The organism is Rhizobium oryziradicis, assembly GCF_001939045.1.
GTDB lineage: Bacteria > Pseudomonadota > Alphaproteobacteria > Rhizobiales > Rhizobiaceae > Allorhizobium > Allorhizobium oryziradicis.
Genome location: NZ_MKIM01000025.1, coordinates 218,080 through 237,678 on the forward strand (window position 1 = coordinate 218,080; position 19,599 = coordinate 237,678).

Genomic DNA, 19,599 nt, shown 5'->3' on the forward strand with positions numbered 1-19,599 from the left:
GCGTCGTTTTACCAGCGTTATTTTGCTTTTTGGATATTGCCGCTCAGATTATTGTTTTTTCCGTTATCGAGGATCAACTTGGCATCGCCTCCAACAATCTGATTGTTGGTGACAGTGTTGAAATCGGCAAAGCTGCGGTTATCTGCACCACTACCAAAGGGCGCTGGCGGATCGTTATTGCAGTAGAAATTCTGCCATGCCTCATGGGCATTCAGCCAAACGGCGGGCTTTGGATGCGGCAAATCCTGATACACAAAGGTATTGCCAGAAATCCGGTTGTGCTGCGGGGTCTGATGGCGGATTGTTCCGCCCTGGCCACAGTTGCGATACAGATAAATGCCACCATGTTCCGGGTTGGTGAAGCTGTTGTTCTCAATCACATTGTGCGCAGAACCATCAACGGACATCACTTCCCTGCTTTTCGTCGTCACCTCAAAGCGATTGCCCGAAATCACGTTATGGCCCGTTTCCGAATCAAGATAGACGGCAGTTCCGTTGGTGAAACCACTGATGACAGAATGGGAAAGTGTCACTTTGGTCACCCCGGGCGCAATAAACACCGGTGTTGGGCCATCGGCAACGATGGTTAAATTCTCCAGCACAATATTGGATGGCGCAGACGCCTGGGCAAACTCGGTGTGATTGCGATTGAGCGATGATTGCCGCACATTCTCGGCCTCGCCATTGATCCCCAGTCCCGAAATGCGAATGGAGCCGTAAATCCGGCAGTTGCGGATGGTGATATTGCGCGGCACATTCCATTTGCCCTGCTCATCTTTCACCGAGCGGATTTGAATGGTCGGTGGCGTACCCTTGGGAACGCGGCCCGGAATGCCAATAATGCCACCGTGACAGTCAAGGCTTGCGCCACTGGCGTGGGCACCCAGGAAAGCAATATTCGTGGTCACCATGTCATCGCGCGTCAGATCAACCTTGCAGGCAACCGGCTGCACCAGCGACACATCATCCGGCACCGCGCGCAAAGTCTCATAAAGCTCGGCAGAACAGGGAACGGCCCCGGGCAGACCCCGCGTTGCCGTGGCTGCATCGACGCTTACGGACCATCCACTGTGCAGCAACAGCGCGAGAAACGCGGTGTAAACCGGCTTTGCCATCAATTTTGCCTCTTGCGCCCGCGCCAGAATCGACGTTTTCAACCTATCTCAAAAGCCATATCGTTTCACAGCGTTATACTGCAACGCAAAAATACGAAAGAGCCACCCGCGCTCTTTCCCATCCACCACGCTCGCGTTTGCCTGATCAGAACAACCGCATTCCACTTTTCCCTGACAAACTCTATGGCTTGACCTTGCTCTATGGCTTGACCTGGGCCTCTATTTCACAGATCAAACATGAGAAAACGAAAGAGGTGATTTGATGGCAAAGGGATATTGGATTGCGCGGGTCGATGTGCGCGACGCTGAGCGCTACAAGGATTATATTTCAACGGCAAAGCCCGCCTTCGAGCGCTATGGTGCCGTCTTTCTGGCGCGTGGTGGCAAAACCGAAGCGGTTGAGGGTGTTTCGCGCGCCCGCAATGTGATCATTGAGTTTCCCAGCCTTCAAGATGCGCTCGATTGCTACAACTCGGCTGAGTATCAGGCGGCTGTGAAAATCCGTCAGGAAGTGGCCGATGGAGAGATCCTGCTCATCGAAGGCCAATGATACCAAGGCTCGAAGATGCTCACGCATCCTCGCCTTGAAGGCATTGCAAATATCTCAAATGCATTAGGTGCTTGAGATATTTGCAAAAGGAATACTAAGAGTCATTTTCAATGAATCTTAGTATGAGGCCAAAAGCCCCACCAGGACGGTGATGATTCTGCTTCACCTCTTGGTGCAATAGCGATAAGAGACAACAAGATGAATTGGTCTGACTATCCGATCTGCAGGAGCTATCTATGACACTCGCAAATCTTCCGCCGCTTGTTACTGTTTTCGGTGGCTCCGGCCTCGTTGGTCGGCACGTGGTGCGGGTTCTGGCGCAGCGCGGCTATCGTGTGCGCGTGGCTGTACGCCGCCCCGATCTCGCTGGCTTCGTGCTGCCCTTTGGCAATGTCGGACAAATTTCTCTCTCTCAGGCCAATCTGCGCTACAAGGACAGCGTGATCAAGGCAATCGAGGGGGCATCTTTCGTTGTCAATTGCGTTGGCATTCTGATGGAATCCGGCCGCAACAAATTTGATGCCGTGCAGGATTTTGGCGCGCGAACCGTGGCCGAAGCAACCGCAGCCGCCGGTGCCAAGCTCGTGCACATTTCGGCCATCGGTGCCGATTCCAAATCAAAGTCAGCCTATGCCGCCAGCAAAGGCCGAGGCGAAGAGGCCATTCTCAAGGCGCTGCCGGGTGCCATCATCCTGCGCCCCTCTATTGTCTTTGGACCGGAAGACAATTTCTTCAATAAATTTGCCGCAATGACCCGCATTGCCCCCTTCCTGCCGCTGATTGGTGGTGGCCAGACAAAATTCCAGCCGATCTTCGTGGAAGATCTGGCGCAAGCCGTGGGCAAAGCAGTCGACGGCCAGATCAATGCCGGCATTTACGAACTCGGCGGGCCGGAAGTTCTGACCTTCAAGCAATGTCTTGAGGAAATGCTGCGTGTGGTGGATCGCCAGACACCACTGGTGTCGATCTCTTTTGGCATGGCGTCTTTCATCGCGGGCGTCGCATCCGCCATTCCGCTGATCACACCGCCCTTGACCAATGATCAGCTGACGCTTCTCAAGAGCGACAATGTTGTATCTGCAGCTGCCAAGGCTGAGGGACGCACATTGGAAGGCCTTGGCATCCATGGCCGGTCTGTCGCCGCTGTGCTGCCATCCTATCTGGTGCATTTCCGCCCAAAGGGCCAATACAGCCGCACCGGCAAGGCCGCTTAATCTCGCGATTAAAGCGCCGTGCACCCAAGAGGCGCGCGGCGCGGCAACACGTTTGATCTCCGGCGTCTTCTGTGCCAGCGTTGCACAAAAGACGCACCCTTGAATTAGTTCGATTAACCGCTGATTCAACTCATTCTGCTATTGAAGTTGCAACGAGCCCTGCGTAAACACAAGTCAGCGATCGGGACTCACATATCACGCGTCGCGCCATCAATTTCGATCTTTTGAGGTTCTTGTTTCATGGGCAAGTCTATCGCACTGTTTTTCGCGTGTGCGGCTTTGGTAATTCTCGCTGGCTCCTTCGTGGCACCCACAACGGTTGCCGCCCGCAAGGGAAATTGCACCCCCGCCTATGGCGTTGATCCGTGCAGCACAGGCTCGATTACGCGCTAAACACAGGCGTCGCGGTTGGTTGTTTTCAAAACGACCACAGCCGGATCAGTTTAGTCTCTTTTGTCGAGATATTGCCTTTGGTAGATATGGTTTTACCACCAAAAAAGTGGCCCGCTTGATGCGGGCCTTTTTGTAATCATCATCTGCGCTGTCAATGACTTATCCGTAGATTTGCAGGGCGATGAGACCAACCACGCCAACAGCAATGCGCCACCAGGCGAAGGGTGTGTAGCCGCGCTTTGAGACAAAATCCAGCAAGCCGCGCACCACAAACAAGGCCGAGACAAAGGCTGCGATAAAGCCAAGCCCGATCAACATGCCGTCATCCATGCTCAACGCGTTGCGATTTTTGTATAAATCCAGCACGAAAGCGCCCAACATGGTCGGCATGGCCAAAAAGAACGAGAATTCTGCGGCCGAGCGCTTGTCTGTGCCCATCAGCAGGGAGCCGACAATGGTCGCCCCCGAGCGGGAGGTGCCGGGAATCATGGCCAGGCATTGGAAAAAGCCAATTTTCAACGCCAGTGACAGAGGATAATCCATCACGTCGGTGTAGCGCGGCGTGAAAGCCATGCGATCAACGATGAGAAGAATGACCCCGCCGACGATCAGCATGATGCAGATCAGCATCGGCGTTTCAAACAAGACAGCCTTGATATAATCATGAGCGATGGCACCAATGACGGCAGCCGGCAAAAAGGCAACCAGAACGGCCAGAACAAAATGGCGACTGCGCGGATTGCTTGGCAAAGAAAAGGCGATAGACAATAATTTCTGGATATAAACGGTGAGAATGGCCAGAATGGCACCCAACTGAATCAGAACCGCAAACGTATTTCCCGGTGACTTGAATCCCAGAAATTGACCGGCCAGAAGCACATGCGCTGTGGATGAAACCGGTATGAATTCAGTCAACCCTTCAATAAGACCAAGAATGAGAGCACTGATGATCGATTGATCTTCCATGGATTGTCCTTTTGATGGGCGTGACAAGGCAAGCGATTCGCCTGTATGACGGAACCACAAACCTATAAACGCAAGCTTGCCCTCGTGGGAACCCTGGGCACGCCTGCCGCAATACGTAAACTGTAAAACACCACACGATCAACGCCCGAACCGGACATCAGCCAGCAATGCCCACTTTATATCACCATCCCATGTCGACAACGTCACGTTTTGTCCGATTGATCCTGTCTGAATACGGTTTTCAGGCGGATCTGGTCGAAGAACAGACCTGGGAAAAGCGTCGGGAATTCCTCAACCTCAACCCGGCTGGCACGCTGCCAGTCTATGTTGATGATAATATGCGCACACTGTGCGGTGCGACGGTGATTTCCGAATTTCTCGATGAGACCCATGGCGTTTTGAAGCGTGATCGTCGCCTTTTGGCCGAAGATCCGTTCCAGCGGGCTGAAATCCGCCGTCTTGTCGATTGGTTTTTGCAAAAGATGGAGCAGGACGTGACCCGGCCTTTGGCGCGCGAGCGGGTTTTCAAGCTGCAAATCCCCAATGGTCTGGGCGGTGGTGCGCCCGATTCAAAAGTGCTGCGCACGGCGCGCGGCAATGTGCGCCAGCATATGAAATATCTCAGCTGGCTGGCTGGCTCGCGCACTTGGCTGGCAGGTGATCGTTTAAGCTATGGCGATCTGGCCGCCGGTGCTGCCATCTCAGTGCTGGATTATCTGGGCGAAATTGATTGGTCAGAATCGCCCATTGCCAAGGATTGGTATCAGCGTTTGAAATCGCGCCCGTCGTTTCGTCCACTTCTGGCAGAGCGCGTGCGCGGCCTGACCCCTGTGTCGCATTACGCTGATCTGGACTTTTGACGGAGTGGGCTATGCCGCATGACCGCAACAGCGACCGCGCGGCAGAAAAAGCAGCAGAAAAGCGGCGCAAGCTCACTGCTTTTCTGAAAGAAGAAGCGGCAGACAAAGGCTTCGATGTCTGTCGCATCACCCCGCCCGACAGCATGCCGCAAGCCCCGGCGCGGCTGGACGCTTTTCTGGCCGCCAACCATCATGGCACCATGGCATGGATGAGCGAGACCAAGGAGCGCCGGGCTGATCCGCGGGTGTTGTGGTCTGATGTGCGCTCCGTTGCGATGTTTGGTCTCAACTATGGCCCCGACAGCGACCCGCGCGCCTTGCAAGACCAGCCGGAAAAAGCCGCGATCTCGGTTTACGCGCGCAATCGCGATTATCACGACATTATCAAAGGCAAGCTGAAAGAGGTTGCCACCCGCTTTGCCGCGCGCGCGGGCGAAGATGTGAAAGTGTTTGTCGATACTGCGCCTGTGATGGAAAAGCCCTTAGCGGAAGCCGCAGGCCTTGGCTGGCAGGGCAAGCATACCAATCTGGTCAGCCGCACCTTCGGCTCCTGGCTGTTTTTAGGTAGCCTGTTTACCACTGCCGATCTGGACATGGATGAGCGTGAGCGCGACCATTGCGGCTCGTGCCAATCCTGTCTGGATGCCTGTCCGACCGATGCCTTTCCTGCCCCCTATCAGATTGATGCCCGCCGCTGCATCTCTTACCTGACCATTGAACATAAGGGCGTGATTGATCGCACCCTTCGCTCCGCCTTTGGCAATCGCATCTATGGCTGTGATGACTGTCTAGCCGCCTGCCCGTGGAACAAGTTCGCCAGCCTGTCACGCGAGATGAAATTGCACGCAAGAGCCGATTTGCAAGCGCCCGACATTGCCTTTTTCCTGACGCTGGATGATGCCAGTTTTCGCAGCCATTTCAGCGGCTCTCCGGTCAAGCGCATTGGGCGCGACCGCTTTGTGCGCAATACACTGATTGCGGCTGGCAATTCCGGCATGCGAGCCTTCATTCCGCAGTGTCAGGCCTTGCTAACGGACCCCTCGCCCGATGTGCGTGGCATGGCGGTCTGGGCATTGTCGCGCCTGATGCCGCCTTCAGATTTTAAAAACCTTGCCCTATATAGTGTCCGCGAGCCCGATGAGGATGTTCGCAACGAATGGCGTGACGCAGGAGTGGAACAATGACTCTACTGATTTTCGGGGCTGGATATTCTGGTAAAGCCATTGGTCAGCGCTTCCTCCAAGAGGGCCACACCGTGTTTGGCACCACCCGCTCCCCGGACAAGTCAAAAGCCCTCGCGGAAATCGGCATCAACCCGATTGTCTTTGATGGGCAGCAGCTTTCACCCGTTCTGCTGGCGGCCATGGAAACCACCACGCATCTGGTACAATCCATTGCGCCGGGTGCCGATGGGGACCCGCTGTTGCGTCTGACAGGTGGTGATCTGAAAACCCTGATGCCCAACCTGGAGTGGATCAGCTATCTCTCCACTGTTGGCGTCTATGGCGACCACAATGGCGCGTGGGTGGATGAAGAAACCCAGTGCAAGCCAGTCTCCATACGCTCAAAAGAACGGGTCGAGGCCGAAAATGCCTGGTGTGCCGCCGCACAACAGGCAAATGTTCCGCTGGCAACCTTGCGCCTGTCGGGCATTTACGGCCCGGGCCGCAATGGGCTGCTCAACCTTGCCCAAGGCACGGCCCGCAGACTGGTTAAAAAAGATCAGGTCTTTAACCGCATTCGAGTCGAGGATATTGCCTGCGCCACGCTGTTTTTGGCAATGGGCAAAGCCGATGGCATCTTCAATGTCACCGACCATGAACCCGCCCCGCCACAGGATGTGGTGACAGAGGCCGCCCGCCTGATGGGCATTGAACCACCGCCCGAGCTGCCATTTGAAACAGCAGAACTCTCTCCCATGGCGCGCTCGTTTTATGGCGAGAACAAGCGGGTGAAGAACGACAAAATCCGCGCCCTTGGCTTCACCTTTGCCTATCCTGACTACCGGGTTTCCCTTGAGCAATTGTGGACTTCAGAGCCGTTGCAAGAGTAGGTTTTGCACGTTCATTCCCCAAATATGGCAAAAGTGGCAGAAATATTGCGCCCTTGCCTTATATTTTTTCCAATCATGGCGGCATTCAAGGCATTTTATTTTGGCCTTTGAAAAAATATTTTGTGATCGAGGGTTGGAACCATAGCGCGCAATATTTTTGCGTATTTCCGCTGATTTTAAACAGTTTTTCTAAAACCTTACCAAATTGTTAAACGCGCACACCCATCACAAATATATCTTAACGTAACATTCCGTGATTACGTGAGGCACTTTTTTGCCATTTTTGACCACCCTTAAGCGTTCCCACGCAAAAAACGCCTCAAGAATTCACAATGAGGCAGCAAAACTGAAAAATGGGAATGTAACTTTGGTATCGTCAAGCAGATCGTTTATGACAGTCGCAGCTATTTCCACCCTCGTTGCTTTGGCACCTTGGCAAGCATTTGCTGCAACCTCATGCGGAGGGGCTTCCTGGTACGCTGAACACTCGCGCACTGCTTCGGGTGAACACATGAACCCAAGCAAGTTGACCGCCGCCCACAAGACCCTGCCCTTCGGCACGCAGGTGAAAGTCACCAATCGCAAGAACGGCAAAACCGTTGTGGTGCGGATCAATGATCGTGGACCCTTTATCAAGGGTCGCGTGCTGGATCTTTCCAAGGCCGCCGCTGCCAATCTTGGCATGGTTGCCAGTGGCACCGGCAAGGTCTGTTATGAGTTGATGGGCTGATACCGCTTGCTCATGGCAGCAATCCCCGCTACCACGCAAAGTCTGACGGGTTAACACGGAGAAGACCATGCGTTTGGGCGGCAGGCTTGCAGGAGCCATTGAAGTATTGGGCGATATTGAAACGCGGCGCAGGCCCGTTGCGGATTGCCTCAAGGATTGGGGCCTTGCCCATCGGTTTGCAGGCTCAGGCGATCGCGCCGCCATCGGCAATATTGTCTATGACGCGCTGCGCATGAGATCATCTCACGCCTATATGATGGACGATGATAGCCCAACAGCTTTGGCCTATGCCGTTCTCTTGCGGCAATGGGGTTATTCGCCAGAAAGTTTGGCCCAAGCCCTTGAAGGTGACACCTATGCACCAACACCGCTGACCGAGAGCCAGACAGAAGCATTTCTGGCCCGAGATTTGACACAGGCACCTCTCGGTGTGCAGGGCGACATTCCGGATTGGGTCGTCCCCTCCTTTGAAGCCGCCTTTGGCGAGAATTGGCTGACGGAGGCCAAGGCGCTGGCCTTACGCCCCAGCCTTGATTTGCGCGTCAACACCTTGAAGGCCAAACGCGAAAAGGTGCTGAAAGCGCTGGAGCGCTCCAACGTCAAGCCAGCAGCCCTCTCAAGCCTTGGTATTCGCGTTGAGGCGGGCGAAGGTGCTTCGCGCCTTCCCAACGTCACAGCGGAACTTGCCTTTCAAAAAGGCTGGTTTGAAGTGCAGGACGAAGGCTCGCAGCTGGTGTCCGCACTGGTGGAGCCAAGCGACAATGATCAGGTGCTGGATTTTTGCGCAGGCGGTGGCGGCAAAACGTTGGCCATGGCCGCAGCCATGCACAACAAGGGTCAGGTGCACGCCTTTGACAGCGACCGAAAGCGGCTGGCTCCGATTATTGAGCGCCTGAAGCGTGCCGGTACACACAATGTGCAGGTGCATGACAATATCAAAGCCTTGCAGGCTCTTCTGGGACACTTCAGCAAGGTTCTGGTGGATGCGCCTTGCACCGGCACCGGCACATGGCGTCGTCGCCCAGACACCAAATGGCGCCTGACAGAGCGCAGCGTACAAGAGCGGGTGGAGCAGCAAAAGCAGGCGCTGGATGAAGCCGCCACTTACGTGCGTCCGGGTGGTGAGTTGGTCTATGTGACCTGCTCGGTTCTGCCCGAAGAAAACGATCGGCAGATTGAAGCCTTTTTGGAAAACCATCCCGAGTTCACCGCTGTGCCCATGGTAGACCGCTGGACAGCGCTGATTGGCGATGCCGCGCCAAAGCCCGTCTCCCAAAATGGAGCGAGCCTGACACTCAGCCCGGCAACAACCGGAACGGATGGATTTTTCTTTGCAAAACTGAAGCGCGCATCTCTCTAAGCTTTAAAATGAATACCCTCAATTTTGAGGGTATTCATGATTATTTGACACCAGTTTAATTTTGCGCCATGACAGGCCATCCATCAAGAAAAGGTGCCAACAGGCACCAAAGGAGAGGGCATGTCACGACCATTCATGATCAGCGCCGGATTGGCGCTGTTCGTTGCGCACGCAAGTTTTGCAGCACCTGCAACTCCCGCACCCACGCCAGACGCTGTTTTGAAGCATTACGCCGATGTGGCTGAAGCCAAATATTCGGACTCGCTGACCACGGCCAAAACACTGGATGCGGCCATTGACGCCTTGCTGGCCAAACCCAGCAAGAGCACGCTCAACAAGGCCCGTGCGGCATGGATCAAGGCGCGCGTGCCTTATCAGCAATCCGAGGTTTACCGCTTTGGCAACAAGATTGTTGATGACTGGGAAGGCAAGGTCAATGCATGGCCGCTGGACGAAGGCCTGATCGACTATGTCGATAAATCCTATGGCACCGAGAGCGACACAAACGCCCTGTACACCGCCAATGTCATTGCCAACAAGACCATCAAGATCGATGGCAAAGAGGTTGATGCCTCCAATCTGACGCCCGATTTTCTGGCCAACACCCTGCACGAAGCGGGCAAAGTGGAAGCCAATGTGGCAACCGGCTATCACGCCATTGAGTTTCTGCTCTGGGGGCAGGATTTGAACGGCACAGGCCCCGGTGCTGGCAATCGCCCTTACACCGATTATGATTTGAAAAATTGCACCGGCGGCAATTGCGACCGTCGCGCCCAATATCTGAAATCCGCCTCCACCTTGCTGGTCACCGATCTTCAGGAAATGGTGGATGCGTGGAAGCCGGAAGGCGAAGCCACCAAGACCTTGCTGGCCGATCCAAAGGCCGGTCTCAGCGCCATTTTGACCGGCATGGGTTCGCTGTCTTACGGCGAACTGGCTGGCGAGCGCATGAAGCTGGGCTTGCTGCTGCACGATCCCGAAGAGGAGCATGATTGCTTCTCGGACAACACCCACAACTCCCATTATTACGACGCCGCTGGCATTCGTGAAGCTTACACCGGCAAATACACGCGCGTTGACGGTACCAAGATGACCGGCCCGTCGCTGTCTGATCTGGTGGCTGCCAAGGACAAGAAGCTGGACAAGGAAATGCGCTCCAAGCTCAACACCACCATGAAAGCCATGACGGCACTGGTGAAGCGGGCGAAAAAGGTTGAGCACTACGACCAGATGATTGCTGAAGGCAACAAGGACGGCAACGCCACTGTGCAGGCCGGCATTGATGGCTTGATCGATCAGACCAAGTCGATCCAGCGCGTGGTTGCAGCCCTTGATCTGGGGGAAGTGAAGATGGAAGGCTCCGACAGCCTGGACAATCCAAGCGCGGTCTTCAAATAAGCCTCTCTGTAGTCGCCATCACCAATGTGATGGCGACTATTTTCGACAAGGAAGCCCATTTTGCGGCGATTTTCTCTCACCCCCATGTTGTTGAGCATCGTGTTGTTGACCGGCTTGGCCACCACCGCTCTTGCGGCAGGCCTGCGCCCTGACCTCACCCCACAAGAGGCAGACCGTGTCGGCGCGGTAACAGCACCAACCATTGATTTTTCCAAGCCTGAGCCGTTTGAAGCCATGATGGCAGGAGCCGCGACCTTTACCGGCAAAACCACGCGCAACGCCTTTGGCCACCCGCTGGCCAATCTGAGCTTTGATCAGCAGCAATCCTTTGTGCTGGGCCAAGCGCTGTTTCAAAAGTTCTGGGTGTCCTCTCCTTCGTCCACACAAGCCTCGGACGGGCTTGGCCCGCTGTTTAACGCGCGCTCCTGCGAGAGCTGCCATATTCGGGCCGGGAGAGGCCACGCGCCGCTTGCCAATGGCGATGCGACATCGATGTTTTTGCGCTTAGCCCGCCCCGCCCGTAGTGATGCGGAAAAAGCAGATATTGCCGCTTTGAAAGTGCTGAACTTTGCCGATGACACCTATGGCCAGCAGCTTCAGGACCGGGCCGTGCCGGGCCTGCATGCGGAAGGCCAAGTGACGGTGCATTATATCGATGAAAAGGTGGTGCTGGCCGGCGGCGAGATCATCACCTTGCGCCAACCGCACTATGGCGTGAAAGATCTGGCCTATGGGCCGCTGGGCGCGGACACTACCCTTTCGCCGCGCATTGCCAACCCGATGATTGGCCTGGGGCTGATTGAAGCGATTGCCGATCAGGATATTGAAGCCAATGCGGAAAACCAACAGCGCGATGACAAGGGCATTTCCGGCACCGTGGCAAAGGTACGTGACCACCTGAGCGGCGAGATCAAAATTGGCCGCTTTGGCTGGAAAGCCCAAAATGCCACCGTGCGCGACCAAAGTGCGGGTGCGCTGGCCGGTGACATCGGCATTTCATCGCCAGATGATCCGCGCCACTGGGGTGATTGCACCGCCAAACAAACGGCCTGTCTGGCCATGCCCAATGGCGTGCAACCACGTCTGGGCAATGTTGAAGCGCCGCCGCCGGTTCTGGATCTGATGACCTTTTACAGCGAGACGCTCGCACCGCCCAAGCGCCGCTCCGTTGGCGCAGCGGATGTTCTGGCAGGCAAGGCGCTGTTTTATGCTTCCGGCTGCGCCAGTTGCCACACCCCCAAATATGTCACCCGGCGCGATGTGAGCAATCCGGCACTGGCCTTTCAGCTGATTTGGCCTTATTCCGATTTTCTGCTGCATGACATGGGCGACGGCTTGAGTGATGGTCAGCAGGTTGGCCTTGCCAATGGTCGCCAATGGCGCACGCCGCCGCTGTGGGGGCTTGGCCTGACCGAAGCTGTCAATGGCGCGCACGCCTATTTGCACGATGGTCGAGCCGCCACTCTGTCAGAAGCTATTCTGTGGCATGGCGGCGAGGCAAAACCCGCTCGCGACAGATTTGCATCCATGGTGCCGGATGATCGCAAGGCACTGATCAGATTTTTGGAGTCGCTATGATGCGTATTGCCTTTCCCCTTTCCGCCTTTTTGAGTGTTGCCGTTGCCTGCACCGCCCTCCCGCTTCATGCCCAAGAACCTGCCCCTCACGCAGGCCAGTTGCAAACGGCGGCCGTGCCTGCGGTGATGGAAAAGGTGGTGGATGGTTTCATTCGCCCCGGCTACCGCCATTTTCATTCAAGTGCCACCGCACTCCAGACATCAATGACCAGCCTGTGTGCTGCGCCATCGGAAAGTCATGTCATTGCCGCCAAGGCCGCTTTCACCGAAGCGGTAAAAGCCTGGGGGCGCATTGAAATTGTGCGGGTTGGGCCGGTAATTGAAGATAACCGCTTCGAGCACATCCTGTTTTATCCCGATCGCAAGGGTTTGGCACTCAAGCAAATTCAAGGCGCGATTGCCTCCAATGACGAAAGCTTTACCAAAGCCGACAGCCTGCGGCAAAAGAGTGTGGCGATACAGGGCTTGGGTGCGCTGGAATATGTGCTGTTCGGCACCGGCGCAGACAGCCTGCCAAAGGACAAGAGCAATTTCCGCTGCCTCTATGGTGCCGCCATTGCCGGAAATGTTGACAGGATGGCTGCTGACCTCTCCACGCTTTGGGAGCAGCCCGGCGGCATTCAGGACGCATGGAAAAAGCCGGGGCCGGATAATGACACCTTCCGCGATGCGCCTGAGGCCGTGACCGGCCTGCTCGGGATTCTGGTGCATGGCACAGAAACGGTGCGCGATGAGCGGATTGAAACCTTTTATAAGCCCGCCAGCAGCAAGCTTGCCCCCAAGCAGGCCATTTTCTGGCGCTCCGGCCTGACGTTTGTGAGCCTGAGCGCCAATGTTGAGGGCGTGCGGGATCTGTTGACCAAGGCCGATGTTGCCTCCTTGCTGCCAAGTGACAAGCGCAGCATTGTCAGCGATGTGTCGAAGCTGGCTGACCAGTTCATCAACACTGCCAGCAGCATCACCCCGGACGTGCAATTGGCAGTGACCCGCGATGAGGATCAAGCCAAGCTGCAAAGTCTTTTGAAAGACAGCCGCAGCATGATCACCGATCTCAGCGACAAAATTGGCGGTGGCGTTGGCCTGTCTGCTGGCTTTTCCTTTGCGGATGGGGATTGATCATCATGAAGGGTGCCTTGATGGACCGGCGGCATTTTCTCAAAGCCGCTGGCATGGCCTATCTGGCCGGGCTTGCAGATGCGCGGGCTGAAACGCTGGTCCGCACCGATGCGGTCTTTGCCTCCGGGTATCGAGCCGCAGATGGATCGTTCGGGGCTGCTCTTTTGAGCGAAGAGGGTGTTGTGGTGTCCGAAATCACCCTGCCCGGCCGCGCCCATGGTTTGGCATCAAGCATTGATAAGGTGGTGGCCTTTGCCCGCCGCCCTGGCACCTTTGCCTTCGTGTTTGATCGGCAAAATCGTGCCAAACCTGTTGTGATCAACTCTCCGCCTGATCGCCACTTTTATGGTCATGGGCATTTCTCACCGGATGGCCGTATTCTTTATGCCAGTGAAAATGATTTCGATGCCAATCGCGGTGTGATTGGCCTTTACGACGCCACCGATGGTTTTCGGCGCATGGCGGAGTTTTCATCCTACGGCATTGGCCCGCATGATATGGGCGTTACTGATGATGGCCGCCTGCTGATCATTGCCAATGGCGGCATTGAAACCCATCCGGATTTCGGCCGCACCAAACTCAATCTCGACCATATGCAGCCCTCGCTGGTTCTGCTTGATGCCAAAACCGGGGCGCTGGTTGAAAAGCACGAGATGCCGGCCGAGCTGCGCCAACTCTCAACCCGCCATATTGATGTCGACGCCAAGGGGCGGATCTGGTTTGCCTGCCAATATCAGGGGCCGCGCAATGACCTGCCGCCGCTGGTGGGCCATTTCGCGCCGGGTGATGGCCTGCATTGGCTGAACCTGCCTGATGAAATCACCGACGGGCTGGCCAATTATGTCGGGGCCATTGCCGTCAATCGCCGCGATGGACTGGTGGGCATCAGTTCGCCCATTCGCGGCTTAAGCGTGTCGCTTGATGCAGAGACCGGAAAAGTGGTTGCCCAGATGCCACTCAAGGATGCTGCCGGCATAGCCCCTGCCCTACATGGGTTTGCCACTTCCAGCTATGACGGGCAGTTTGTGAAGCAGCACACCAACGTCAACTGGGATCAGCACATCATCCGCCTGAGTTGATTTTTCGGTCTTTCCTTCGCAGCAAGGTGGCGTTAAACAAAGATCCATGCGCACTGCCTGGATCAATCTCGCCTTCATCATCGTCACAACCGGTATCGGGGTGTTGATTGGCTTTGCCAATCTTCCCGGCAGCTGGTACGCGGGCCTGGTAAAACCCGCCTTCAATCCGCCCAACTGGATTTTCGGGCCGGTGTGGAGCGTGCTCTATGTGCTGGTGGGCGTGGCGGGCGGGCGCATCTGGCAGAGAGCCAAAACCTCAAATGTCATGGCCTTGTGGTTTTTGCAGATGGCCTTGAATTTCAGTTGGTCACCTGCCTTTTTCGGCATGAAAAACACCGGCCTTGCTCTGGTGATCATTCTGGCCCTGCTGGCCCTGATCTTTGCTTTTATCTGGCGGGCCAGGCGGCTGGATAAAATTGCCACCCTTTGCTTTGTGCCCTATGCGGCCTGGGTATCCTTTGCCGCGGTGCTCAATCTGGCGCTTTATCTGCTGAATTAACCTATCCTTCCGTTCCTGTCTTGCCTCAAACCGTGTGTCATGCCAAATGGCTACAGCGTGACAGAAGTGGCGGCGAGACAAGATGGATGATGATGTCCAAACGCGGATAAAGGCAAGCTTTGCGCGCCAGGGGGCGATGCAAACCATTGGGGCCGAACTCACGCAGATTGGCCATAAAATGCTTGAGATTGAGCTGCCCTTCCATGACAAGCTCACCCAGCAACACGGCTTTCTCCACGCCGGTGTCATCTCCGCCGCCCTTGATACCGCTTGCAGCTATGCCGCCTACACCGTGATTGCCAATGATGCATCCTTGCTGACCATTGAATTCAAGGTCAACATGATGTCGCCGGGGCGCGGTGATCGCTTTTTGTTTCGCGGTGAAATTACCAAGCCCGGCTCCACCATTATCGTGGCCGACGGCCGTGGCTACGCCATTGGCGATGGCCCCGCAAAATTGATTGCCTCCATGACCAGCACACTGATGGTCATTCGGGGGCGTGAGGATATTCGTGAATGACATTTGAACTGAAATCTGCATCCGGCAAATCCATCCTGTTTGTCATGGCCGTTGAGGCCGAATATGGTCCCTTTTTACGCTCGCGCATTGTGCCGTTGATGACCGGCGTTGGCCCCGTGGAAGCCTCGATTGTCGCCACCAAAGCATTGATGGCACTGGAGGCCGCTGGCACCTTGCCCGATCTGATCGTCTCGCTTGGCTCGGCAGGGTCTGCCAAACTTGAGCAGACCCAGGTCTATCAGGCCTCCTCCGTTGCCTATCGTGATATGGATGCCTCGCCTTTGGGGTTTGAGAAAGGCAAGACGCCCTTTCTCGATTTACCACCGGTTGTGGAATTGCCCTTGCGCATTCCCGGCATTGCCACGGCCAGCCTCTCCACCGGCGGCGATATTGTCTCAGGTGCCGCCTATGATGGCATTGATGCGGACATGGTCGATATGGAAACATTTGCGGTCATGCGCGTGTGCCATATGTTCAACCGCCCGCTGATTGGCCTTCGCGGTATTTCCGATGGCAAGGCGGAACTAACCCATGTGAATGACTGGACCGAATACCTTCACATCATCGACCATAAGCTCGCTGATGCCGTGGATAGCTTGATCAAGGCGCTGGAAGAGGGCGTTTTCTGGTTTTGATCCCTCAGATCTTCGTTTTTTATGACTGTTACGATTCCTCAATTGACAGATACGGCAGTTTTCTCTAAAGGCTCGAAATGACCCAGATAGCACCTCCCGACAGCGTTCTCATCATCGATTTCGGCAGCCAGGTAACGCAGCTGATTGCACGCCGCGTTCGTGAAACCGGCGTATATTGCGAAATCGTTCCTTTCCAATCCTCCGCTGAAGGCTTTGCCCGCCTTAAGCCCAAGGCGATCATTCTGTCTGGAAGCCCCGCTTCCACGCTGGATGAAAACAGCCCCCGCGTTCCAGACGTGATTTTTGAGAGCGGCCTGCCGATTTTCGGCATCTGCTATGGCCAGCAAACCATGTGTGCCCAGCTTGGCGGCAAAGTGGAAAGCGGCCATCACCGCGAATTCGGTCGCGCCTTTCTGGAGATCGAGCAGGATTGCAAATTGTTTGAAGGCCTGTGGTCGGTGGACTCGCGCCATCAGGTCTGGATGTCGCACGGCGACCGCGTTACCGCGATCCCTCCGGGCTTTCGGGTTCTGGCCACATCGGCCAACGCTCCCTTTGCTTTCATTGCCGATGAAGCCCGCAAATATTACGCCGTACAGTTCCACCCCGAAGTGGTGCATACGCCAGATGGTGCCAAGCTCATTCAGAACTTCGTGCACAATGTGGCTGGCATCACCGGCGACTGGAGCATGTCGGCCTACCGCGCCAAAGCGGTTGAAGCCATTCGTAAACAGGTGGGCGACAAGCGGGTCATCTGCGCGCTCTCCGGCGGCGTTGATTCTTCCGTTGCAGCGCTTTTGATCCATGAAGCGGTTGGTGATCAGCTGACCTGCATTCTGGTTGACCACGGTTTGATGCGCAAAAACGAAGCTGCCGATGTGGTGGCCATGTTCCAGGAGCATTACAATCTGCACCTGATCCATGTGGATGCCATTGATCGCTTCGTGGGCGAGCTGGAAGGTGTTTCCGATCCGGAAACCAAACGCAAGATCATTGGCCGCTTGTTCATCGAAACCTTTGAAGACGAAGCCAAGAAGCTTGGCGGTGCGGACTTCCTTGGCCAGGGCACACTCTATCCCGACGTGATTGAAAGCGTGTCGTTTAGCGGCGGACCATCGGTCACCATCAAGAGCCACCACAATGTTGGTGGCCTGCCAGAGCGCATGAACATGCAGCTGGTGGAACCGTTACGCGAATTGTTCAAGGATGAAGTGCGCGTGCTGGGCAAGGAGCTTGGCCTGCCCGACAGCTTTATTGGCCGTCACCCCTTCCCCGGCCCCGGCCTTGCCATTCGCTGCCCCGGCGGTGTAACGCGTGAAAAGCTGGACATCCTGCGCGAAGCCGATGCCATCTATCTCGACGAAATCCGCAAAGCCGGTCTTTATGATGCCATCTGGCAGGCTTTTGCCGTGCTTTTGCCGGTGCAGACCGTGGGTGTCATGGGCGATGGCCGTACCTATGAATTCGTCTGCGCCCTTCGCGCCGTGACCTCGGTGGACGGTATGACTGCGGATTTCTATCACTATGACATGGAATTCCTCGGCCGCGCCGCAACCCGCATCATCAACGAAGTCCGCGGCATCAACCGTGTCGTTTATGACGTGACCTCAAAGCCACCCGGCACGATTGAGTGGGAATGATCTAAGTCCCACACATTTGTAAGACGCATTGGTAAAACACCTTTGACACGCCTCTACCCGGTATTCAGTCGTAATCGACAGAATACCGGGTAGGTCCAGAGACCAGCTTGATCAGCCTGCGCTGTAAGCCCATCCATTTCGCTGGCTGACACCACTATTCGGGTATTATTGTCGCGATTCAGGTCAAATTAAATCCTTCAATATTTGTTATTTAGCATATTATATTAACGCCAATTTCACACGCCTGCGTCTATTTTCCGGTTGGGCGGCCATGCATCGGGGTCGACGCCCGAAGGAGATGGCTCGCGGTGAAAATGCAATTCTCTGATCGTAATCGCGCCTTCAAAGACGCCTTGGTGCTTATTATTATCGGAATGGTGTTTTGGCTTATGGCCATCATCACCGACTTTCATGATCACCTCGATGCATTTTTACACCGCTACGAACCCTGGCAGCTGGATGAGCTGTTTGATGCCCTCAGCATTACAGGCTTGCTCGGCCTTATTTACGCTGGCCGTCGTATTCATGATCTCAAGACAGAAATCCGGATAAAAAATACGATTCAAAGGAATATGGATTGGTTGTCCAACCACGATCCATTGACCGCCTTGCCCAATCGCCGTGCGCTTGTCAGCCACGCCCTGCTGATCGAGGAGCAAAATCGCAACAAGCACCACGTCATCTACTCTATTGATCTGGACGGATTCAAAAAGGTCAACGATCTGGCTGGACAGCAAGGCGGAGATATTTTGCTGCGCGCCGTGGCAAAGAGATTGCAGACCCTTTTGCCTGATGCCACGATTTTCCGCCTCGGTGGCGATGAGTTTCTGGTGATCAGTCATCGACAGGCTGATATGGATTGTCTCAATCTCGGCCATCTTATCAGTCAGACATTGTCGGCCCCCTATGATGTGGGCGGCATGACCTCCGAGATCGGAGCCAGTATTGGTTTTGCGCTCTACCCAGAAAACAGCACCGACTTTAACGATGCGATTCATTGCGCCGATGTTGCCATGTATGCCGCCAAAAAAGCCGGCCACAACAATGTCGCAGCTTATGAGAGGATTATGGAAGACCGCGTGGTGCGGCGCGCCGAAGTGGAAATGGCACTGAAAACTGCCATTCGAGAACAATCCATTGTGCCCTATTACCAGCCGGTGATGGATTTGAAGACGGGCAAGGTGCACGGGTTTGAAGCACTGGCCCGATGGAAAACCGGCCCTTCCCAATATGTTGCGCCCAGCGATTTCATTGAGTTTGCTGAAAGCGCCGGGCTGATCGTGCCGCTTTCCGAGAGCCTGTTGAAACAGGCATGCCTCGATGCTTTGCATTGGCCCGATTCTGTACGGCTGGCGTTTAACATTTCGCCCACGCAATTCTCTGATCGTCAGCTTGGGCTGCGCATCATGTCTATTCTGTCTGAGACAGGCTATCCACCACAGCGGTTGGAAATTGAAATCACCGAGACCGCGATTATTCACGATGTGGCAGCCGCCGCCAATATCCTTCGAGATCTACGCGAAGCGGGCATCAGACTGGCGCTTGACGATTTCGGAACCGGCTATTCCAACCTGTCGCAATTGTCGCAGTTCCAGTTTGACAAAATCAAGATCGACCGCAGTTTCGTTATCAATTCTGATCGCGATAGCAAATGCGCCGACATTGTCCGCGGCATTATGGGGCTTAGCCAGGGGCTAGGCCTGGCCACCACCGCCGAGGGCATCGAAGATAGCGGCCAGCTCGCGTTTCTCAAGGATCTGGGCTGCGACTTTGGCCAGGGCTATCTCTTCGGCAAAGGGCTTCCAGCCGATCAAGCCCTTGCTCTGCTTTTGCGCAACGAAGAGTTCCCCATCATCCAATCATCGGTGGCTTAGAGTCTGTCAGGTTCAAATTG

The 19,599-nt window shown here is 55.4% G+C and carries 19 protein-coding genes; 17 read left to right on the forward strand and 2 right to left on the reverse strand.

The window, feature by feature from the left end; genetic code table 11:
* Window positions 1-17 precede the first annotated feature (17 nt).
* A complete protein-coding gene (locus BJF95_RS08980; protein ID WP_139317446.1) occupies window positions 18-1,157 on the reverse strand; it encodes a right-handed parallel beta-helix repeat-containing protein in 1,140 nt (379 codons plus the stop codon).
* 220 nt (window positions 1,158-1,377) lie between these two features.
* On the opposite strand from BJF95_RS08980, the gene BJF95_RS08990 reads away from it, so the two are divergent.
* The 3 genes from BJF95_RS08990 (at window position 1,378) to BJF95_RS24030 (ending at window position 3,272) form a co-directional block, all read left to right on the forward strand.
* A complete protein-coding gene (locus BJF95_RS08990) occupies window positions 1,378-1,665 on the forward strand; it encodes a DUF1330 domain-containing protein (protein WP_075639111.1) in 288 nt (95 codons plus the stop codon).
* 236 nt (window positions 1,666-1,901) lie between these two features.
* On the forward strand, window positions 1,902-2,879 hold the full coding sequence (locus BJF95_RS08995; RefSeq protein WP_075639112.1) for a complex I NDUFA9 subunit family protein: 978 nt from the start codon (window positions 1,902-1,904) through the stop codon (window positions 2,877-2,879).
* 240 nt (window positions 2,880-3,119) lie between these two features.
* Window positions 3,120-3,272: a hypothetical protein gene (locus tag BJF95_RS24030; RefSeq protein ID WP_175577230.1), complete on the forward strand. Its 153-nt coding sequence runs from the start codon at window positions 3,120-3,122 to the stop codon at window positions 3,270-3,272.
* Between the two features lie 159 nt (window positions 3,273-3,431).
* Here BJF95_RS24030 and BJF95_RS09000 read toward each other — a convergent pair whose 3' ends face one another.
* Window positions 3,432-4,238, reverse strand: coding sequence for an undecaprenyl-diphosphate phosphatase (locus tag BJF95_RS09000; RefSeq protein WP_075639113.1), 807 nt, complete (start codon window positions 4,236-4,238; stop codon window positions 3,432-3,434).
* A 167-nt stretch (window positions 4,239-4,405) separates the two neighbouring features.
* Between BJF95_RS09000 and BJF95_RS09005 the strand changes: the two genes are divergently transcribed.
* From BJF95_RS09005 to BJF95_RS09070, 14 genes are all read left to right on the forward strand, one after another.
* Entirely contained in the window at window positions 4,406-5,098 is a 693-nt protein-coding gene (locus BJF95_RS09005) for a glutathione S-transferase family protein (RefSeq protein WP_075639114.1), read from the forward strand.
* Window positions 5,099-5,109: 11 nt separating this feature from the next.
* Window positions 5,110-6,282 carry a tRNA epoxyqueuosine(34) reductase QueG gene (queG, locus tag BJF95_RS09010; RefSeq protein ID WP_075639115.1) on the forward strand — a complete coding sequence of 391 codons (1,173 nt, stop codon included), beginning with the start codon at window positions 5,110-5,112 and terminating at the stop codon, window positions 6,280-6,282.
* On the forward strand, window positions 6,279-7,151 hold the full coding sequence (locus BJF95_RS09015; protein WP_075639116.1) for an SDR family oxidoreductase: 873 nt from the start codon (window positions 6,279-6,281) through the stop codon (window positions 7,149-7,151). The genes queG and BJF95_RS09015 overlap by 4 nt, the downstream gene beginning before the upstream one ends.
* A gap of 391 nt (window positions 7,152-7,542) precedes the next feature.
* Window positions 7,543-7,881, forward strand: a complete 339-nt coding sequence (locus BJF95_RS09020; protein ID WP_075639117.1) for a septal ring lytic transglycosylase RlpA family protein — start codon at window positions 7,543-7,545, stop codon at window positions 7,879-7,881.
* A 67-nt stretch (window positions 7,882-7,948) separates the two neighbouring features.
* Window positions 7,949-9,241: an RsmB/NOP family class I SAM-dependent RNA methyltransferase gene (locus tag BJF95_RS09025; protein ID WP_075639118.1), complete on the forward strand. Its 1,293-nt coding sequence runs from the start codon at window positions 7,949-7,951 to the stop codon at window positions 9,239-9,241.
* A 120-nt stretch (window positions 9,242-9,361) separates the two neighbouring features.
* Window positions 9,362-10,639: an imelysin family protein gene (locus BJF95_RS09030; RefSeq protein ID WP_075639119.1), complete on the forward strand. Its 1,278-nt coding sequence runs from the start codon at window positions 9,362-9,364 to the stop codon at window positions 10,637-10,639.
* Between the two features lie 84 nt (window positions 10,640-10,723).
* A complete protein-coding gene (locus BJF95_RS09035; RefSeq protein ID WP_075639120.1) occupies window positions 10,724-12,217 on the forward strand; it encodes a di-heme oxidoreductase family protein in 1,494 nt (497 codons plus the stop codon).
* Entirely contained in the window at window positions 12,214-13,332 is a 1,119-nt protein-coding gene (locus BJF95_RS09040; RefSeq protein WP_245297275.1) for an imelysin family protein, read from the forward strand. The genes BJF95_RS09035 and BJF95_RS09040 overlap by 4 nt, the downstream gene beginning before the upstream one ends.
* Window positions 13,333-13,334: 2 nt before the next feature.
* Window positions 13,335-14,411, forward strand: coding sequence for a DUF1513 domain-containing protein (locus BJF95_RS09045; protein ID WP_075639359.1), 1,077 nt, complete (start codon window positions 13,335-13,337; stop codon window positions 14,409-14,411).
* A gap of 46 nt (window positions 14,412-14,457) precedes the next feature.
* Window positions 14,458-14,910: a TspO/MBR family protein gene (locus BJF95_RS09050; RefSeq protein WP_075639121.1), complete on the forward strand. Its 453-nt coding sequence runs from the start codon at window positions 14,458-14,460 to the stop codon at window positions 14,908-14,910.
* Between the two features lie 82 nt (window positions 14,911-14,992).
* Window positions 14,993-15,430 (forward strand): PaaI family thioesterase, encoded by a 438-nt coding sequence (locus BJF95_RS09055; protein ID WP_075639122.1) that lies wholly within the window; start codon window positions 14,993-14,995, stop codon window positions 15,428-15,430.
* Window positions 15,427-16,065 (forward strand): 5'-methylthioadenosine/S-adenosylhomocysteine nucleosidase, encoded by a 639-nt coding sequence (locus BJF95_RS09060; RefSeq protein WP_075639123.1) that lies wholly within the window; start codon window positions 15,427-15,429, stop codon window positions 16,063-16,065. The genes BJF95_RS09055 and BJF95_RS09060 overlap by 4 nt, the downstream gene beginning before the upstream one ends.
* Before the next feature lie 77 nt (window positions 16,066-16,142).
* On the forward strand, window positions 16,143-17,705 hold the full coding sequence (gene guaA / locus BJF95_RS09065) for a glutamine-hydrolyzing GMP synthase (protein WP_075639124.1): 1,563 nt from the start codon (window positions 16,143-16,145) through the stop codon (window positions 17,703-17,705).
* A gap of 314 nt (window positions 17,706-18,019) precedes the next feature.
* Window positions 18,020-19,579 carry a putative bifunctional diguanylate cyclase/phosphodiesterase gene (locus BJF95_RS09070; protein ID WP_075639125.1) on the forward strand — a complete coding sequence of 520 codons (1,560 nt, stop codon included), beginning with the start codon at window positions 18,020-18,022 and terminating at the stop codon, window positions 19,577-19,579.
* Window positions 19,580-19,599 lie beyond the last annotated feature (20 nt).

Coding starts and splice junctions, on each gene's coding strand:
- queG (WP_075639115.1), top strand. CDS start 5,110: ATGCCGCATGACCGCAACAGCGACCGCGCGGCAGAAAAAGCAGCAGAA.
- BJF95_RS09020 (WP_075639117.1), top strand. CDS start 7,543: ATGACAGTCGCAGCTATTTCCACCCTCGTTGCTTTGGCACCTTGGCAA.
- BJF95_RS09040 (WP_245297275.1), top strand. CDS start 12,214: ATGATGCGTATTGCCTTTCCCCTTTCCGCCTTTTTGAGTGTTGCCGTT.
- BJF95_RS09030 (WP_075639119.1), top strand. CDS start 9,362: ATGTCACGACCATTCATGATCAGCGCCGGATTGGCGCTGTTCGTTGCG.
- BJF95_RS09070 (WP_075639125.1), top strand. CDS start 18,020: ATGCAATTCTCTGATCGTAATCGCGCCTTCAAAGACGCCTTGGTGCTT.
- BJF95_RS09025 (WP_075639118.1), top strand. CDS start 7,949: ATGCGTTTGGGCGGCAGGCTTGCAGGAGCCATTGAAGTATTGGGCGAT.
- guaA (WP_075639124.1), top strand. CDS start 16,143: ATGACCCAGATAGCACCTCCCGACAGCGTTCTCATCATCGATTTCGGC.
- BJF95_RS09035 (WP_075639120.1), top strand. CDS start 10,724: ATGTTGTTGAGCATCGTGTTGTTGACCGGCTTGGCCACCACCGCTCTT.
- BJF95_RS09000 (WP_075639113.1), bottom strand. CDS start 4,238: ATGGAAGATCAATCGATCATCAGTGCTCTCATTCTTGGTCTTATTGAA.
- BJF95_RS24030 (WP_175577230.1), top strand. CDS start 3,120: ATGGGCAAGTCTATCGCACTGTTTTTCGCGTGTGCGGCTTTGGTAATT.
- BJF95_RS09005 (WP_075639114.1), top strand. CDS start 4,406: ATGCCCACTTTATATCACCATCCCATGTCGACAACGTCACGTTTTGTC.
- BJF95_RS09015 (WP_075639116.1), top strand. CDS start 6,279: ATGACTCTACTGATTTTCGGGGCTGGATATTCTGGTAAAGCCATTGGT.
- BJF95_RS09055 (WP_075639122.1), top strand. CDS start 14,993: ATGGATGATGATGTCCAAACGCGGATAAAGGCAAGCTTTGCGCGCCAG.
- BJF95_RS09050 (WP_075639121.1), top strand. CDS start 14,458: ATGCGCACTGCCTGGATCAATCTCGCCTTCATCATCGTCACAACCGGT.
- BJF95_RS09060 (WP_075639123.1), top strand. CDS start 15,427: ATGACATTTGAACTGAAATCTGCATCCGGCAAATCCATCCTGTTTGTC.
- BJF95_RS08995 (WP_075639112.1), top strand. CDS start 1,902: ATGACACTCGCAAATCTTCCGCCGCTTGTTACTGTTTTCGGTGGCTCC.
- BJF95_RS08990 (WP_075639111.1), top strand. CDS start 1,378: ATGGCAAAGGGATATTGGATTGCGCGGGTCGATGTGCGCGACGCTGAG.